The 15,969-nt window shown below is 38.8% G+C and carries 11 protein-coding genes and 1 pseudogene; 5 read left to right on the top strand and 7 right to left on the bottom strand.

What is annotated here, in order from left to right; all coding sequences use genetic code 11:
* Positions 1-59 precede the first annotated feature (59 nt).
* Positions 60-626, top strand: a complete 567-nt coding sequence (locus tag ESZ39_RS08670; RefSeq protein ID WP_223270305.1) for a hypothetical protein — start codon at positions 60-62, stop codon at positions 624-626.
* 482 nt (positions 627-1,108) lie between these two features.
* Here the strand turns inward: ESZ39_RS08670 and ESZ39_RS08675 are convergent, their stop codons facing one another.
* The 3 genes from ESZ39_RS08675 to ESZ39_RS08685 form a co-directional block, all read right to left on the bottom strand.
* A complete protein-coding gene (locus ESZ39_RS08675; protein WP_146879520.1) occupies positions 1,109-2,449 on the bottom strand; it encodes a TRAP transporter large permease in 1,341 nt (446 codons plus the stop codon).
* A 3-nt stretch (positions 2,450-2,452) separates the two neighbouring features.
* Positions 2,453-2,983: a TRAP transporter small permease gene (locus ESZ39_RS08680; protein ID WP_146879521.1), complete on the bottom strand. Its 531-nt coding sequence runs from the start codon at positions 2,981-2,983 to the stop codon at positions 2,453-2,455.
* A 134-nt stretch (positions 2,984-3,117) separates the two neighbouring features.
* Complete coding sequence (locus ESZ39_RS08685) at positions 3,118-4,182, bottom strand: C4-dicarboxylate TRAP transporter substrate-binding protein (protein ID WP_146879522.1); 1,065 nt, start codon at positions 4,180-4,182, stop codon at positions 3,118-3,120.
* A gap of 645 nt (positions 4,183-4,827) precedes the next feature.
* Between ESZ39_RS08685 and ESZ39_RS08690 the strand changes: the two genes are divergently transcribed.
* Positions 4,828-5,661 (top strand): mechanosensitive ion channel family protein, encoded by an 834-nt coding sequence (locus ESZ39_RS08690; protein ID WP_146879523.1) that lies wholly within the window; start codon positions 4,828-4,830, stop codon positions 5,659-5,661.
* 704 nt (positions 5,662-6,365) lie between these two features.
* Here the strand turns inward: ESZ39_RS08690 and ESZ39_RS08695 are convergent.
* Positions 6,366-7,247 (bottom strand): LysR family transcriptional regulator, encoded by an 882-nt coding sequence (locus tag ESZ39_RS08695; protein WP_146879524.1) that lies wholly within the window; start codon positions 7,245-7,247, stop codon positions 6,366-6,368.
* Between the two features lie 130 nt (positions 7,248-7,377).
* Here ESZ39_RS08695 and ESZ39_RS08700 point away from each other — a divergent pair, with 130 nt between their 5' ends.
* From ESZ39_RS08700 to ESZ39_RS08710, 3 genes are all read left to right on the top strand, one after another.
* A complete protein-coding gene (locus tag ESZ39_RS08700) occupies positions 7,378-8,559 on the top strand; it encodes an acyl-CoA dehydrogenase (RefSeq protein WP_146879525.1) in 1,182 nt (393 codons plus the stop codon).
* Positions 8,560-9,465: 906 nt separating this feature from the next.
* On the top strand, positions 9,466-10,884 hold the full coding sequence (locus tag ESZ39_RS08705; RefSeq protein ID WP_146879526.1) for an aldehyde dehydrogenase family protein: 1,419 nt from the start codon (positions 9,466-9,468) through the stop codon (positions 10,882-10,884).
* A gap of 637 nt (positions 10,885-11,521) precedes the next feature.
* Positions 11,522-12,013, top strand: coding sequence for a hypothetical protein (locus tag ESZ39_RS08710; protein WP_146879527.1), 492 nt, complete (start codon positions 11,522-11,524; stop codon positions 12,011-12,013).
* A 201-nt stretch (positions 12,014-12,214) separates the two neighbouring features.
* On the opposite strand, the pseudogene ESZ39_RS08715 reads toward ESZ39_RS08710, so the two are convergent.
* The 3 genes and pseudogenes from ESZ39_RS08715 to ESZ39_RS08725 all read right to left on the bottom strand — a co-directional run.
* Positions 12,215-12,574, bottom strand: a pseudogene (locus ESZ39_RS08715) (IS1595 family transposase); the annotation flags it as partial.
* An 893-nt stretch (positions 12,575-13,467) separates the two neighbouring features.
* Positions 13,468-14,811 carry an alpha/beta hydrolase family protein gene (locus ESZ39_RS08720; protein ID WP_146879529.1) on the bottom strand — a complete coding sequence of 448 codons (1,344 nt, stop codon included), beginning with the start codon at positions 14,809-14,811 and terminating at the stop codon, positions 13,468-13,470.
* Positions 14,812-14,910: 99 nt separating this feature from the next.
* The gene (locus tag ESZ39_RS08725) at positions 14,911-15,894 is read right to left on the bottom strand and encodes a Gfo/Idh/MocA family protein (protein WP_146879530.1); all 984 of its coding nucleotides are present in this window, start codon (positions 15,892-15,894) and stop codon (positions 14,911-14,913) included.
* Between the last annotated feature and the right edge of the window lie 75 nt (positions 15,895-15,969).

Consider the following 15,969-nt stretch of genomic DNA (forward strand, 5'->3'; position numbering starts at 1 on the left):
AACACCACCTTCGTTACATTGTCTGGGCAGCTCTTTATTCATGCCCGTAGATTCACCTGATGGCACAGGTGGTTCTTGCAGCATCCTTGCTGAGTAGAACAACTCATCCAGCGACATCGTGTCGCACTTGGGAAGGACGCTTTAAATCTCAGGCACTGCTTGATGAATCGGCACTACTGTCGTGCATGGCTTATGTAGATTTAAACCCCGTAAGGGCCGGTATTGCTGCGACGCCAGAGCGGTCAAATTTTACCAGTATTCAATTACGCATCAAAGCCGCGATAACAGGTGAGCAACCAATGGCGTTATTACCCTTTAGGGGTAATGAAAATCAAAACAAAGCAGTGGGTATTCGCTTTAGTTTACCAGACTACTTAACACTCGTTGATGAAACGGGACGTATATTTAGAGACGATAAACCGGGTGTTATTAACCCTAAAACAGCAAAGATCCTCGCAAGACTTCACATGAGTGATAAAAGTTGGTTAAAGCTGACGACTAATTTTGAATGTGTCTTCACTGGAGCCGCCGGTACAGCAGAGCACTTAAGTGAATTTAGTAAGCATGTGGGGTTGCAACGAACACACGGATTAGCCAATGCTCAAGCGTTTTTGAATAGCGCATAACCCCTTTATTAATCGGCCTTTGACTGATGTCATTTTAGCGTGACGGATTCAACTTGACTAAAATTCAAGGACTTGGCAAGTTTAAATAGATAACGCCTACCTGGACTCACTTTATTTAATAAATGGGTATTTTAATAAACCAGAAAGGTACCAATCTTCATATCATTATGGTTTGTATTTATCATGGGTGGCATTGTTATTTATTATTATGGTTTGTATTTATCATGGGTGGCATTGTTATTTTATTATCATGGGTGGCATTGTTATTTTATTCATTGTTGCATCTCTTGCTGGAGAAAAAGCGATAAGCATATATTCAGCTGACCACTTTTTCTACCTATTCAAGTTATGCACTTACTATTTGAATCCAAGTTATTTTATGGCATTGTTATTTTATTATTTTTTGAACAGCGAACATAAGTTATGAAACTAAATGTTCGCTTTCGTGGTTAATATATTGGCCAAAGCCCGAATAATAACGGCTACATCATAAGATTAGGCAAGAGCAACGATAGTATAGGGAAGGCAATAATTGCTACCAGTACTAAAATGTCCATGACTAGAAATCTTGTCACGCCCATAAAAATATCATATACCGCGACCGAAGGTTTAGTGACACTGGCGATAACAAAAACGTTTAATCCTACCGGCGGGGTGATCAAGCTTATTTCAAGCAACTTGATTATTACTACGCCAAACCAAATTAAGTCTAAGCCATAACCTTCTACCATCGGAATTAAAAAAGGCAGGGTAAGTACCATAATACCTAGTGGGTCAAGAAACATGCCCAGTAGAAAATATACCCCTGCGATCATTATTAGCAATAACCATAAAGAGACATCGGCAGCCTCGATAAGGCCAACCAGTGCAGGTGCCATACCGGTTAGCGCAACAAAGCCAACAAATATTTTGGCGCCAGCTGCGATAAAGAAGATAGAAGTGGTTTGAGTACAGGTTTCTTTAATTGATTGCATAAACTGCTGCCAATTAAGGCGCTTTTGCAATGAACCAATAACGATGACTGAAAATGCACTGATCGCTGCCGCTTCAGTTGCGGTGAATAGACCGCCATAAATACCACCAATAATAATGGTAAAAAGTAACATCGCCGGCCAGCATCTTATGGCAGCTTTGCGGCGATCGCCCTTAATAAGTAGGGTGGTATCGGCGGGTGCATCTTTTGGATTACGTTTTACCCAGATGTAGATCACCACTAAAAAACCCACTAGCGATATTAGACCTGGGATCACACCAGCCAAGAACAGGCGACTGACTGACATTTCGGTAAAAATACCGTAAACAATAAAGAGTACACTGGGTGGGATCAGCGAACCTAGCGTACCACCAACCGCGACAGTAGAAGTCGCTAGGCGCTTATCGTAGCCCATGCGCAACATTTCCGGTACGCAAATTTTACCCATAGCTGACGCGCAAGCGATGCTCGAGCCAGTAATCGCGGAGAAGCCACCACAGCCAAAAACAGAGGCCATAGCCACACCGCCAGGTAAGCGTTTTAGCCAAACTCGCGCTGCATGATAAATATCAGTAGTGATACCGGTATGGTAGGCGATATGACCTAACAGCACGAATAACGGTATCATGCTCAGATCATAAGAATGCACCAAGTCAAAAGCATTGGATGAAATCATGGTCAGTGTTGGTGCTATCGCTGATTCAATGTCAAAGCCACCAGAGCGCATGGCAAAAAATATAAAGATAAATACCGATGACACACCAGCCAAGCTAAAGGCGATTGGCACACGAAACATAAGTAACAGCAACGTACAGGCAAACCCGACGAGCCCAAGCATTAATGGATCCACAGATTAATCCTCTTCAGTTGTATTGTATGCAGCGTCAGAGCGCTGCACCAGATGTTCAGTATTACCAGAAATGGCTGCTCGAAAATCAGCAATAAAAATTACCAATAAACGGATAATAAATAACGCGGCGCCAACGAAAAAAGCCAATCGCCCCGGCCATTCAGGTAGGTCTAACTCGCTAAAGAAATAAGCGCCACTGCTGGCAGCATGAAAAAAGCCTTTCCAAGCGGCGAATACAAGTGGCAGTAATATTAATAGACTGATAAAAGAGCCAATGGCAAGTAGCCATAATTTACTGTGTTTACCTAGGCGTTTAAATAAAAACTCTATAGTAATGTGGCTATAATCTGCGGTGACATAAGCTAACGGTAGAAAAACCGCCCCTACCATAAGTTCTCGAACGATAACCACATCGTCAGTAACTCCCCAGCCAAAAAGGTTACGTGTCACAACTGTTAGGGTGATCATTAGGCCGAGAGTGACAATACACGTGCCAGCTACAATCAATGCTCCCTGTTCCATTTTTTTCAACATAATAATTAACTCTATGTAATACCAATTTCACTAGTTAGTGACCATTTATACGGCTTAAAATAAAGGCCTTATCGGTGGCCATTTTTACTGTGTATAAAATGCATCAGCTCATTAACGAACCAGGTGTAATTAAATTAACGGGTCCAAGGGTAGCCTTTTAGATCGCGCTCTTGGCTGTATTTAGTTAGGAATTTTCTGTAGTTTTCAATCATGGCTTTGCCATCAAGACCACTTTTTTGGGCTTCGTTTTTCCATTTGGTAATGTGTGATTGACTAGCTAAATATAATTTTGCAGAATCTTCGGCAGGCAGATTAATAATTTCCAACTTGTGGCCATTAATCCCTTGGGTTAATAAATGCTCTGCTTTGTTGTCAGCCTTGACTACATTTTGACCAATGTGGTTGATAAAATCAGCGCCAACTTCATCTAACACTTTTCTCTGAGATGGACTCAATTTTGCTAGTGATTTTTTATTGATATACATGCCCAATCCAGTATAAATTCCCCAATTGAGTTTGGTTAAACTGTCTGCCGCTTCATGTTGCTTTAGAGCGATTGTGGCGCTCATATAACCTTGACTACAATCGAGTAAACCGTTGCCTAGTCCTTGATAAGCCTTATAAATACTCATGCTAACCAAGTTTGCACCTAAGTCGCCAAATATTTTTCCGAAGGTACCTACACCACGTATTTTTTTATTTTTTATATCATTTATTGAACGAACAGCGTCGCCTTTGCATAAGATAATAACGCTAGAAAGCATGTATGAAGAGACGAAGGCTAAGTTTTGCTCAGCTAAACTGTTTATAACTTCAGGCGATTGCATGTGCTCATAATTCGCTTTGAGTCCCACCCAGGGATCTAAATTTTCAAAGGGCAGGTTAGTTAGTGAAGCAGAGACCATTTCTTTGGGGAAGTAATCTGGAATAATCGTGCCCATGTCTACCACCCCAGCAGCAATAGATTGTCGCGAAGCATTTGATTTAAATAAGGCGCCGCCCCACATAATATCAATTTTTAAATCACCACCAGAGCGCTTATTAACTTCCTGTGCAAACCATTTAGTGGCACCTGCACGGGCGCCTCGGTTTGGTCCAGGCTCACCATAGGTGAGTACCGTTGCTGCAACAGCAGGGATTGCACTTAAAGCTGCTGCTGTTAATGTGGCTACTTTGAAAAAGTTGCTAATTTTATTCATTGTTATAACTCTTCAAAATAATATCCTGCGTTTCGCTTGGCGGAACTTGTGGTCCGCTAAAGTTTATCACTGTACAATAACAAACAAGGTGCTGCAAGCATAAAAAAGCGCATTAGAAATTAAATGTCTTCTCTTAACCTGTCGGTTGTTATCAAGTTTTTTTGAATTTTGAATAATGAAAAATGTGTTGAATATACTAGCGGTGTTTTGATGTGGTTTTATTGAGTCGGTTGATAAACGCCATAATCCAAACATTGTTAATAAACTTGTGGGGAGGACTTCCAGAGATAAAAGTACGATTGGTTCTTATTAAACACTATTGATTTATGCCACAAAGCGGTCAGTTTTTGTTGTTAAAATTATCCTAGTTAATGTTCAGTTATATACTAAAGTAGACGGTAGTTTTTATTTATCTAGTGGCAGGGTTTCCAACAGTAATTGTATGAATAATTAATCTATATCAGCTCAAATCCATTTTCTGTCGATTATGCACTTTTCTGCAAAGGTAGGAGTCAATATACCTCTTCAACTCAGGTCATGTGTCTGTTTAAGCTCACTACAATCTAAGTCTGTTGCATAGATGTGTTATCGTGTTTATCCTTATACTATTCAAACAGTAACTCATCACAAACAAGGAACCACTGAATGGAAGAAATTCTTGGAACAAATATAAATGCGACCCAATTAATAGACCAAGGTATATCACTGGTTATAACTTACGCACCTAAGTTAGTGCTCGCTATTATTACATTAGTGGTGGGTCTATGGCTGATCAACCGCTTTGTTGCGGTGCTAGACAAAAAAATTGGCGCTAAAGACCCAACATTGAACAAGTTCCTGTGTGGACTCATCAGTGCAATTTCGAAAGTTATGCTGCTTATTTCAGTCGCCTCGATGATCGGCATTGCAACAACCTCGTTTATTGCGGTTATCGGTGCTGCTGGCCTAGCAATAGGGTTTGCGTTACAGGGAAGCTTAGCGAATTTTGCTGGCGGTGTGCTGATCCTGATCTTCAAACCTTTTAAAGTCGGCGATACAATCGAAGCTCAAGGTTTTCATGGTGCTGTTGCCGAGATCCAGATCCTCTATACTGTGGTGAATACCTTCGATAACCGGCGTATTGTCATTCCCAATGGTAGCCTATCTAATGCTACCTTGGTAAACGTCAGTATTTATGAAAATCGTCGCTGCGACATGATCTTCGGTATTCACTACAATGACGACATCGACAAAGCTAAAGCTATTCTTCAACGCCTATGTGATGAGGACGAACGTTCTTTGAAAGATCCTGAGCCACTAATCTGTGTTGGTAGCCTTGGTGATAACTCAGTCAATTTGATGTTCCGACCTTGGGTTGCCACCGACAACCTGTGGCCATACTACTGGGACATGCACGAAAAAGTAAAAAAGGCCTTTGATAAAGAAGGTATTACCATTCCCTACCCTCAACGAGACCTTCATGTTTATAAGTCTGAGTGATCGCTAAAGCTATACTATGATGCAAATTTTGCACAGGTGCCACTAAACTGACATTTAGTGGCACGGTGTCGAAGTGGCCTTAATGCAAAGCATTGAAAGCAACAACGGGCGTTGACAAGCACTTATACTAAATTGATTAATTATCTGCTCATTTTTAATGGTTAAAATAAAAAACTATGGCGTTATAAAACTTATAAGATGAATAACTACTGACTAAATTTTATGTCTTGTATGTCTTCGTTTTTCCTCATAAAAAAGGTGACCACTTAATTAATCAAATTGGTATTATTACAATATTATTTTACTCCCCATACCGCTTGGCTTTATTAATAATAAGGTTTTAGGGCCGTCAGTCTGTTTTATTTTACCCTTACTTTTGTTACAGCTGGGTTTAAATAGTGTTGAATTCGCACAAAAGCGTATCATACCAGTTCCATTAAGTTTGTGATCTTGTTGTGCGCAGGAAAAATAACTCAAGGTAAGGCGCTCGATTGAGCAATAGCTGGCTATTGGGATTCAGAGCAACACAGCCTTGAGCTATTTTAACTAGTACAAGTGAGCAATAACTTAATGGGATTGGTATCAGTATCTAATCAGGCTGATACCGTTAATAAGTATAAAAAAAGTAGTTTCAGTACTTATAGTGACTTTTGATATGCACTAAGTCATATTAAATACATTCAGGTAGATAAAAATAATTAGACTTAATCCAAAGGCTCGACCATTGAGCTTAGGTAAGTCATAAAAGCCTTACTTGCTTGAGAAACCGAATGGTTTTTTTTCCACGCTAAACTCAACTTAAACTCAATTTTTGGCTCAAAGGGGATTGATGTCATCTGCTGTTCGTTTTGTAAAATACGTGATAAACAAGTGGTAATACCCACGCCATTGCGAACCAGTGACTTTTGCAATTCAATAAGATTAGTTTCCATACGAACATCTAATGCTAAGTGATGTTTTTTTGAATATTGACTAACAACTTCACGTAAAAAATATCCTTCATGAAATAACACTAGTGGCTGTTGGCAAAACTGTGCCAGTGATAGGGTTTGCTCAGCAGCTAGTGGGTGCGTTCTGACCATACCAGCAACAATTTCTTCATTAATAAGTTCAGTGTAACGTAGTTGTGAATTTTCTAAATCTCCACGTACTAAAGCTAAATCAAGTTCGCCGTTCAGTAACATTTTCTCTAATGCTGCTGTGCCTTGGTCAACCAAGTGTATTTTTATTTTTGGATATTTTTGCTTAAAGGCGGTCAATATTTTTGGAAAGTAATAAGACCCCATCATCGCAGAAACACCAAAACGAATAGTACCTCGTTCGAGATTTTTTAACTCTTGTAGTTCTAATTCGACTTGTTTTACTTGGCTTAATAGTTGGGTGGCTAGTTTATATAGCACTTCACCTTCAGCAGTTAATAAAGCGTTTTTTTCCGCACGGTTAATTAACTTTAGTCCAACTTCTTGCTCTAGTTTTTGAATGGCGATAGTTAATGCTGGTTGGGCAATACCTATTTTATGTGCTGCCCGCGTAAAGTTACCGAGCACAGCTAATTGACAAAAATATTCCAGACGCTTTAAATTCATATGAGTAAGTGCTATAAGTAAAAGTTATGAAAAATATAATAACTATATATTATATTTATTTCTGTTTTGAGGATAGAGTAAGAGCATAAATAAAACTATTACTGCAAAACATTACATACAAGGTAATCCTATGAGCCAAAAATTAACTGCTTTTAACTGGCAAGATCCGATGTTTCTCGATAGTCAACTCACTGAAGAAGAGCGTATGATCCGCGATTCTGCCTATGATTATTGCCAAGAAAAACTTCAACCACGTGTGCTTGAAGCCAATAGACACGAACACTTTGATCGTGAAATTATGCGTGAATTAGGTCAGTTAGGCTTATTGGGGGCTACTTTACCGGCTCAATATGGTGGTAGTGAAGTTAATTATGTGAGTTATGGTTTAATTGCTCGTGAAGTAGAGCGTGTCGATAGTGGTTACCGCAGCGCGATGAGTGTGCAATCTTCATTGGTTATGCACCCTATTTATGCTTACGGCAGTGAAGAACAACGCATGAAGTATTTACCTAAACTTGCTTCGGGCGAATGGGTGGGCTGTTTTGGTTTGACTGAGCCTAATTCAGGTAGTGATCCAGCTTCTATGACCACCCACGCTAAGAAAGTGGACGGTGGTTACAGCATGACGGGTAATAAAATGTGGATCACGAATTCACCCATCGCTGATGTTTTTGTTGTTTGGGCAAAACTTGAGGGTAAAATTCGTGGCTTTGTACTTGAAAAAGGTATGGCAGGTTTGTCTGCGCCCAAAATTGAAGGTAAATTTTCTTTACGTGCCTCAATAACTGGCGAAATTGTCATGGATAACGTTTTTGTCCCCGCTGAAAATATGTTCCCTGAAATTACAGGTTTAGCTGGGCCTTTTGGTTGTTTAAATAAAGCGCGTTATGGTATTGCTTGGGGCTCATTAGGAGCGGCAGAGTTTTGTTTTAACTCAGCGAGAAACTATACCGCAGATCGCGAACAATTTGGTCGCCCGCTATCGGCTAATCAGTTAATTCAAAAGAAACTCGCTGATATGCAAACTGAGATATCGCTTGGTTTACAGGGCTGCTTACAAATGGGTCGCTTAATGGATGCGGATCAATGTCCGGTTGAATTAATCTCATTAATGAAACGTAATAACTGTGGCAAATCTCTTGATATTGCTCGTGTTGCGCGTGATATGCACGGTGGTAATGGTATTAGTGATGAATATGGCGTTATTCGCCATATGATGAACCTTGAAGCAGTTAATACTTATGAAGGTACACATGATGTGCATGCCCTAATTTTAGGTCGTGCCATTACAGGTCTTCAGGCTTTTTGTTAATCACTCAGGTATTATACCAAGTTGATTAATTACCTGCTCATTTTTAATGGTTAAAATGAATAACTACAGCGTTATAAAGTTTATAAGTAGAATAACTACTGACTAAACTTTATGCCTTGTATTTATCCATTTTTCCTCATGAAAAAGTAGATCACTTAATTAATCAAATTGGTATTAGAGTAGATTAGCACTATCGTTTTAAAGAGTGTTTAAAGAACGCTTTAAAGGACGATTAAACCGGCCTGTGTAGCAGAGCTTGACGGTCTTACTATATATCTGCTCAATAAGCACGGCCACAGAATAACCTAAGGGCATGCCAATGAAAGTTGGCATGCCCTTTTTTTTCATGACAATTAAGTCTCCATATTGTACTTGTTCCAGCTGTTTTGTAGGTCGGACTTCAGTCCGTCAAACCTTTAGCGAGCAATCAATGCGGGAGTAATGAGAATCTACCGCGCGTATTGTTTTGTCATTTAGCATTTATGTGTCGAGAACGGTTAAATTTTATTTAACTTGATGGACTAAAGTCTAACCTACACAGGTCAACTGTTAAGTGGGCGATTACTGTCATGGGGCAAACATGTCTAGCCAAGTTTGCTTCACCTGAGACAACAGCTATTAATACCAATTTGATTAATTAGGTGGTCTACTTTATACGCAGGAAAAACGACCCAATATAAGGTATTTATTTTAATCACTCGTTGTTCAGGACAATAGGCGCCTGCATTCTCTAATAAGCGGCATCTATGCAGCGATAATGATTAAATAAATAACGCCGTAGTTTGTTGCTTTAACTAGGTGAAATGATCAGATAATTAGTGAGATTGATATAACTACAACAGAGCTATTTATTGATAAAAATAAGCTAGCTATAAATAGGCGTACACGATTAATTTGGAGATTTAGATGAAAGATTACCGTCAATTTTATATTAATGGTCAATGGGTTAAGCCATTAGTAAAGCAAGATTATGCTGTGCTTAATCCGGCAACTGAACAAGCAATAGCCACCATTTCTTTAGGTTCAAGCCAAGATGTTGATTTAGCTGTTAGCGCAGCAAAAAATGCCTTTGCTACTTTTGGTTACAGCAGCGTCGAAGAGCGTATTTCATTATTAGAAGCGTTATTAAAGCAGTACATGGATAATTATGACGCCATGGCTCATGTTATTTCATTAGAGATGGGTGCGCCTATCGACTTCTCTACTAAGGCACAAGCGTATGCGGGTAAAGCTCATATTGAATCAGCATTAGCGACACTAAAAACCTTTAAATTTTCACGTACTGTAGACAATGCTCAGATCATTAAAGAGCCTATTGGAGTTTGTGGCTTTATCACGCCTTGGAATTGGCCGATTAACCAAATCGCCTGTAAAGTATTACCAGCGCTAGCCACCGGTTGTACCATGCTTCTTAAACCAAGTGAGATTGCGCCTTTATCAGCGCAATTGTTTTCACAAATGATTCATGATGCTGGTTATCCCGCAGGCGTATATAATATGGTTAATGGTGATGGTATGGGGGTTGGCTCAGCCATTTCTGCTCATAAAGATATCGATATGGTGTCATTTACCGGCTCAACTCGTGCGGGTATTGCCATTGCAAAATCTGCAGCTAATACCGTTAAACGTGTTGTACAAGAGCTGGGTGGAAAATCACCGAACATTATTTTAGATGATGCCAATATCGATAAAGCGGTAACAAAAGGCGTATTTCATTGCATGAGCAATACTGGCCAATCTTGTAACGCACCGACACGTATGTTGATACCTGCTAGTAAATATCAACAAGCGGTTATTGCGGCAAAAGCCGCGGCAGCAAAAGTAAAAGTAGCTAGTCCGGCTGAGCACGGAAATCATATTGGCCCATTAGTCAGTGCGGTTCATTTTGAAAAAGTTCAAACGATGATCCAGGCGGGTATTGATGAAGGGGCAACATTGCTTGCTGGCGGGGTAGGTAAACCGGCAGGTTTTGAAACGGGTTACTTTACTCAGGTAACTATTTTTAGCGATGTTACTAATGATATGAGTATTGCTCAAGAGGAAATTTTTGGCCCAGTTTTAGTGATGATCCCTTATGCAGATGAAGCCGAAGCGATTAGTATTGCCAATGATACCGCTTATGGATTGGCCGCCTTTATTCAATCGGCAAGTCCTGAGCGAGCACAAAAAGTAGCCAGAAAATTGCGCGCAGGTATGATCTGTATTAACGGTGCTGCGCATGGTTTTAGTTCACCCTTTGGTGGTTTTAAACAGTCGGGTAATGGCCGAGAGTGGGGTGAATTCGGTTTTGATGATTTTCTGGAAACTAAAGCAATCAGTAGCTAATTCATTGAATATCAATATCCCTAACTAGCAACTGATTCCCAGAACATTATGCTTATTGGTATAATCAAAGCAGGGTTTTATATGTGTTAATAACATATAATACCCTGCTTTTTTATTGCCGGTAAACTATATTTTGATATAAATCAGCGATTTTATTAATTTACTTTCCACCTAAATTTAAGTTTTTACTCACGCCATTATTCAATAGTAATACCAGTTCCATTAAGTTTGTGATCTTGTTGTGCGCAGGAAAAATAACTCAAGGTAAGGCGCTCGATTGAGCAATAGCTGGCTATTGGGAGTGAGAGCAACACAGCCTTGAGCTATTTTAACTAGTACAAGTGAGCAATAACTTAATGGGATTGGTATAATCTATTAGATACAGAGCTTTTATTTATAATGTCGTTGGTAACTTTTAGTGATTAGTTATGAATAAAACTCTTCAGTTTTTATTCGTTTTTTTAAGAGCATCCAGCATATTTAAACGCACTTAATAAGTCAGTGGCTAAAATTAGATTAAAAAGGTCTTCACTTTGCTTGACAATACAAATGATAATGATTATCATTTGTATTGTCATTTGTTCGGAAGAACAATGATAAAAGATGAGAGATTAATTACTGAATAAAAGGAGCTGTCATGGAGACAAGTAAGCAACACGTTGTTACAGATATCAAAAACATTAAGGATTCGCAAATGGAAGATAAACAGTGGCAGTCATTATTACAACAGGGTAATAATTTTTTTCATGAACAACAGTGGAGCCAAGCCGAGTTTTTTTATAGTGAAGCTTATAATTTATTGGCAGTATCTTATAGTAATCATCTTATGTGTACTCAAACCCTGATGGCTTGGATTTGCGCTTGTCATAATTTGTCAGCGTTATATGAGACTACAGACCACTTGGAATTATCACTAAAATTTCTGACAGTTCCACATGAATACTTACTCAATATAGCTAACTCTGAAACCGCAGAAGAAGATGCTAAAGTTACCGCTTTTGATGGCCTTAGGTTAACCTTGTCACCCATTTTAATGTTTGCTAAAAAATACCCTATTTGTGATAGCTGCTTAGAAAACTTTACGTCACTGAAAGGTTTATTAAAACAACATGCACCAGCGCTTCACTAACTAATACTAAGTTGATTGATTATCGTTCATTTTTAATGGTTAAAATGAATAACTACAGTGTTATAAATTTATAAGTAGCCTAGCGACTGATTAAATTTTATGCCTTTTACTTATTCATTTTTCCTGACGAAAAGGTGATCACTTAATTAGTCAAATTGGCTATGTCCCAATTAACTGTGTCTGTGATAACAATAGGCTGTTTTAATTGGGATTATCACTTGATTCAATAAACCTATACCAATTTAGGTAATTATCGAGGTATTTCGTTGCTACGCCGTGAAACCGAGCTATCCAGCCGTGATAAGCGTTAACATTCTGAATATGAAATACTTTTTCTCTTACTCTACTCTTTTTCGTGAGATTAATGGGTTTATGCGCCATATTCAACTTTCTCGCCAACACCCCATAAGAACGAAACCCATCACTGCAAATAATAGCGTCTTTCTCTACATGTTTATTGAGTAATTGGTAAAAACTTGCGCCTGTTGAGCGCTCAAGTTTCTTATCGAATTTTTGTTGCTGTCTATTTCTAGCCACTAATACCGTTACCCAGTCGCCTTTGGATCGTCCTTTACTCGCTTTATCTCACCGGGTTTATGACTTGGACGCGTCAAATGACGACTTCCTTTTTCAGAGTAACAAAATAGGGTTTCATCCATTTTAACAATGCCTGACAAACGCGTCTCTGACTGTCTATTTAACAGCTTAAGAAACTTATGTCTCCACAACAAAGACGTATTTTTAGTCACCTGGCACGCTTGAACGCTGCGGCGTATGGGTAAACTGTTAATCATGCAAGTAACCATTTTTCAGGTGTTCTTAGGCGATAAAATGGCGTGTTGAACGTTGACATAAAGCTCTTTTTACAGGCATTACAAACATAACGTTGACGCATATTTATAATCCCGTTGAGCTTTATTTTTTGAGCGTGGCAATGAGGGCAATTATTGGCTTTGTCTCGATGCATGCTTAAAACATCGAGACAACTTTGACCTGAGACTTGACCTTCAAGTAAGTTGATTAAAAGTTTTTTTGCTCTATCGCTAGCTGGCTAGTTAATTGTTCGAGTTGCTCAAATGAATTATTCATATACAATCTCACATCAATTAACTACGACATAGCCAATCAAATTGGCATAACACCATAAATATTGTAGACGTTACAAAATAACGAACAATAGGCTTGTTACTAACAAATAGCGTTAGTTAGCTATTTGTGTAGTTAATAGTTAATAGTTAATAGTTAATTAAATTAAAGGTTTACTGGCTTTTTTGTGGCAACTTGAGGCGTTGTGTAATTGAATTTAGTGGCTAATTACAGTGTCTAATAATTTTTTAGAAAGTAATATTGTTGTTCCTACTCATCAAAAGATAGCCACTAAAGTAAAAAAAAGAAAGCTAGCTAATGCAGCCTTCTTGTTTTTTTTTGCTTTATGTAACTACCTGAAGACAAATTTACTGGTTTTTATGCCAACCCATGCCAACAGAGTAACGGTGATCAAATCCTTGCCAAGGTTTAGGTATTTTACCATCAATGGTAACTTGATTAGAATTACTGGATAAATCAAGGTATGTGCATTTATCTAGTTGCTGCTTCAAATAGCAGTCCATCATCGCGAGTGTGAAGTGTTTGTTGTTGTTATTTAACACTGTGCTATCCCAAGCCCCTTCATAATAGTGCCCAATGTCTAACTCACTTATCTTTGCAACTTTTGGCGCAGGATGTGGGGCAATATTATGTCGAGCATTTTTATAGGTTAGCAGATATTTATCTTTGCTACCGGTTTGTTTATAAAGTGATTTTATGCCATCGTAACCAGAAACGTCATCTAAATCTCCTGCAACATATAATATAGGCGTATTTATTGTGGATAGTGCTTCTGGGCTAAATAGTTTGTGTTGTCCACCCCAAGGCGCCATGGCAATAACGGCTTGCCATCTTGGGTCCACCTCAATATTTTCATATTGTCCGCCCGCGCAGCTGTTAAGTAATGTTACTACCTTTTGCAGTTGCTTTGGATCCTTTATACCGGTAAAAGTTGATGCACTTGCACTGTTGAAGTTATAACAACCACCCACTGTATTAATGGCGCCATATCCGCCCATCGAATAACCAATAAGACCAGCCTCAGTGTTGTCGATAGCTGTTGAGGCAAAGTTAGGTGTTGAGGTAAGATAGTTGAGGGTAAATTGTTGGTCACGTGAACGGTTTATTAAGGTACTGAAAAAGCCTGCGTAAGGACTGTTTATCATATCTATTTCAGCGTTGGTAGAATCGGTGTGATCAATAGCAGCAACAATATATCCATGTGAGGCTAAATGTTCTGCCAAATAATACATTAAGGTTCTATAGCCAGTATAACCATGTGAAATTACCACCAAGGGGAATTTATCACCATTGGAGGAGGGCACTACTGTAGCGTCACGAAAAGCATCGGCTTGAATTGTGAAGTTTACACCGCTTCGGGTGATGTTTTCATAACTGGTTTTAGCACTATTAGCATCTACAACGCTGGGGTACCAAACTTCAAGCGTTAGTTCTCTGTCTTTTGTTGATTGTGTTGTGGGATCAAATTGATCAGGGTTAGTAATACTTATTGTTCTTACACCAACATTAAAAGGTCCTTTTTCAGCAAGTTCAGGAACCACATCGCTAGGCAGGTTACTTTGCAATTGTTCTGGCGCGCTTGCCGTTTTGTTGTTAGGTAGTACTGAGGCATTTACTGTACTTATAAATTGAAAGAAGCCGCATGTTAAGGCGCTAATTAGTAGTAATTTTTTTTTTGTAATTTGTAGCATACTTCCATTCCTTTGTATTATATTCAGTTATTTTAAGTAATGTTTTAAGCTGTATCTACCAAGCTGTAAGCGTTTGAATATGTCTAAAAATATCAATCTCTATTCATCGGGGTATTTAAGTCCCCATTGACTTCGTATTGTATCCATCAGGGTCATCATAGCCGTAGTTTTATCAAGGGGTAAAATATCACTTTGCTTTTTGTTTTCACGCATACAGTGCATGGCGTGAGACACTTCAAATGTGAAGTTTTCATCTTCATCAAATGGGAAGCTAAATACTTTTTCTGTTTGATTCTCCAGCTTGATGTGCAGTTCTTGAGCACCAATAAAGTCAGGGATTCTGATGTAACCTTTACTACCACTTATGACACCTTCTGTAGGTGCTTCTTCAATAAAAGACGCTGATAAAATAGCACGTTGATGATGTTCGTATTCAAGTAAATAACATGAGCTTTCATCAACACCGCCTTTACCGATAACAGCAGAGCTTTGTATGCGACTTGGGTGCTCACCAAAGACAATTGCGGCTAACGTTAATGGGTAAATACCCAGGTCGAGTAAAGCGCCACCGGCAAGATTTTTGTTACGTAATCGATGCTCAGGAGGAAAGTTATCACAAATACTGAAATTTGCTTTAACGGTGTGTACATCGCCAATAATATTTTGTGCTAATAACTGTTTTAAATGTTCAATAGCAGGTAAAAATCGTGTCCATACACATTCCATCATAAAACAATTATGCGTTTTGGCTAAGCGAATGAGTATTTTTGCCTGCTGAGCGTTAATGGTAAAAGGCTTTTCACAAAGTACATTTTTACCATGCTTGAGGCAAAGTTTAATATTTTCAAAATGGAAGTTATGCGTGCTAGCGATATAAATAGCATCAATATCTGGGTCATTGACTAAGGACTGATAATCATTGTATGAGCGTGGTATTTGATGCTTTTTAGTGAAATCTTTAGCACGGCCGACGGTGTTAGAAGCGCTGGCGAGTATGGTGCAGTTATCTAGTTTTTTAATGGCGAGGGCAAATTGATGAGCAATACCACCACAAGCCATTATTCCCCAATTTATATTTTGCATAATGATCCTTTTAAGGCTGATACCTGTTGGTTATAAGTATCAGCCTTAAATAACAAGTTAAGTGTTCAATAGTTA

It is taken from the genome of Colwellia sp. C1TZA3, assembly GCF_007954265.1.
Classification (GTDB): Bacteria; Pseudomonadota; Gammaproteobacteria; order Enterobacterales; family Alteromonadaceae; genus Cognaticolwellia.

Coding starts and splice junctions, on each gene's coding strand:
- ESZ39_RS08710 (WP_146879527.1), top strand. CDS start 11,522: ATGGAGACAAGTAAGCAACACGTTGTTACAGATATCAAAAACATTAAG.
- ESZ39_RS08700 (WP_146879525.1), top strand. CDS start 7,378: ATGAGCCAAAAATTAACTGCTTTTAACTGGCAAGATCCGATGTTTCTC.
- ESZ39_RS08670 (WP_223270305.1), top strand. CDS start 60: ATGGCACAGGTGGTTCTTGCAGCATCCTTGCTGAGTAGAACAACTCAT.
- ESZ39_RS08705 (WP_146879526.1), top strand. CDS start 9,466: ATGAAAGATTACCGTCAATTTTATATTAATGGTCAATGGGTTAAGCCA.
- ESZ39_RS08685 (WP_146879522.1), bottom strand. CDS start 4,182: ATGAATAAAATTAGCAACTTTTTCAAAGTAGCCACATTAACAGCAGCA.
- ESZ39_RS08695 (WP_146879524.1), bottom strand. CDS start 7,247: ATGAATTTAAAGCGTCTGGAATATTTTTGTCAATTAGCTGTGCTCGGT.
- ESZ39_RS08680 (WP_146879521.1), bottom strand. CDS start 2,983: ATGTTGAAAAAAATGGAACAGGGAGCATTGATTGTAGCTGGCACGTGT.
- ESZ39_RS08720 (WP_146879529.1), bottom strand. CDS start 14,811: ATGCTACAAATTACAAAAAAAAAATTACTACTAATTAGCGCCTTAACA.
- ESZ39_RS08690 (WP_146879523.1), top strand. CDS start 4,828: ATGGAAGAAATTCTTGGAACAAATATAAATGCGACCCAATTAATAGAC.
- ESZ39_RS08725 (WP_146879530.1), bottom strand. CDS start 15,894: ATGCAAAATATAAATTGGGGAATAATGGCTTGTGGTGGTATTGCTCAT.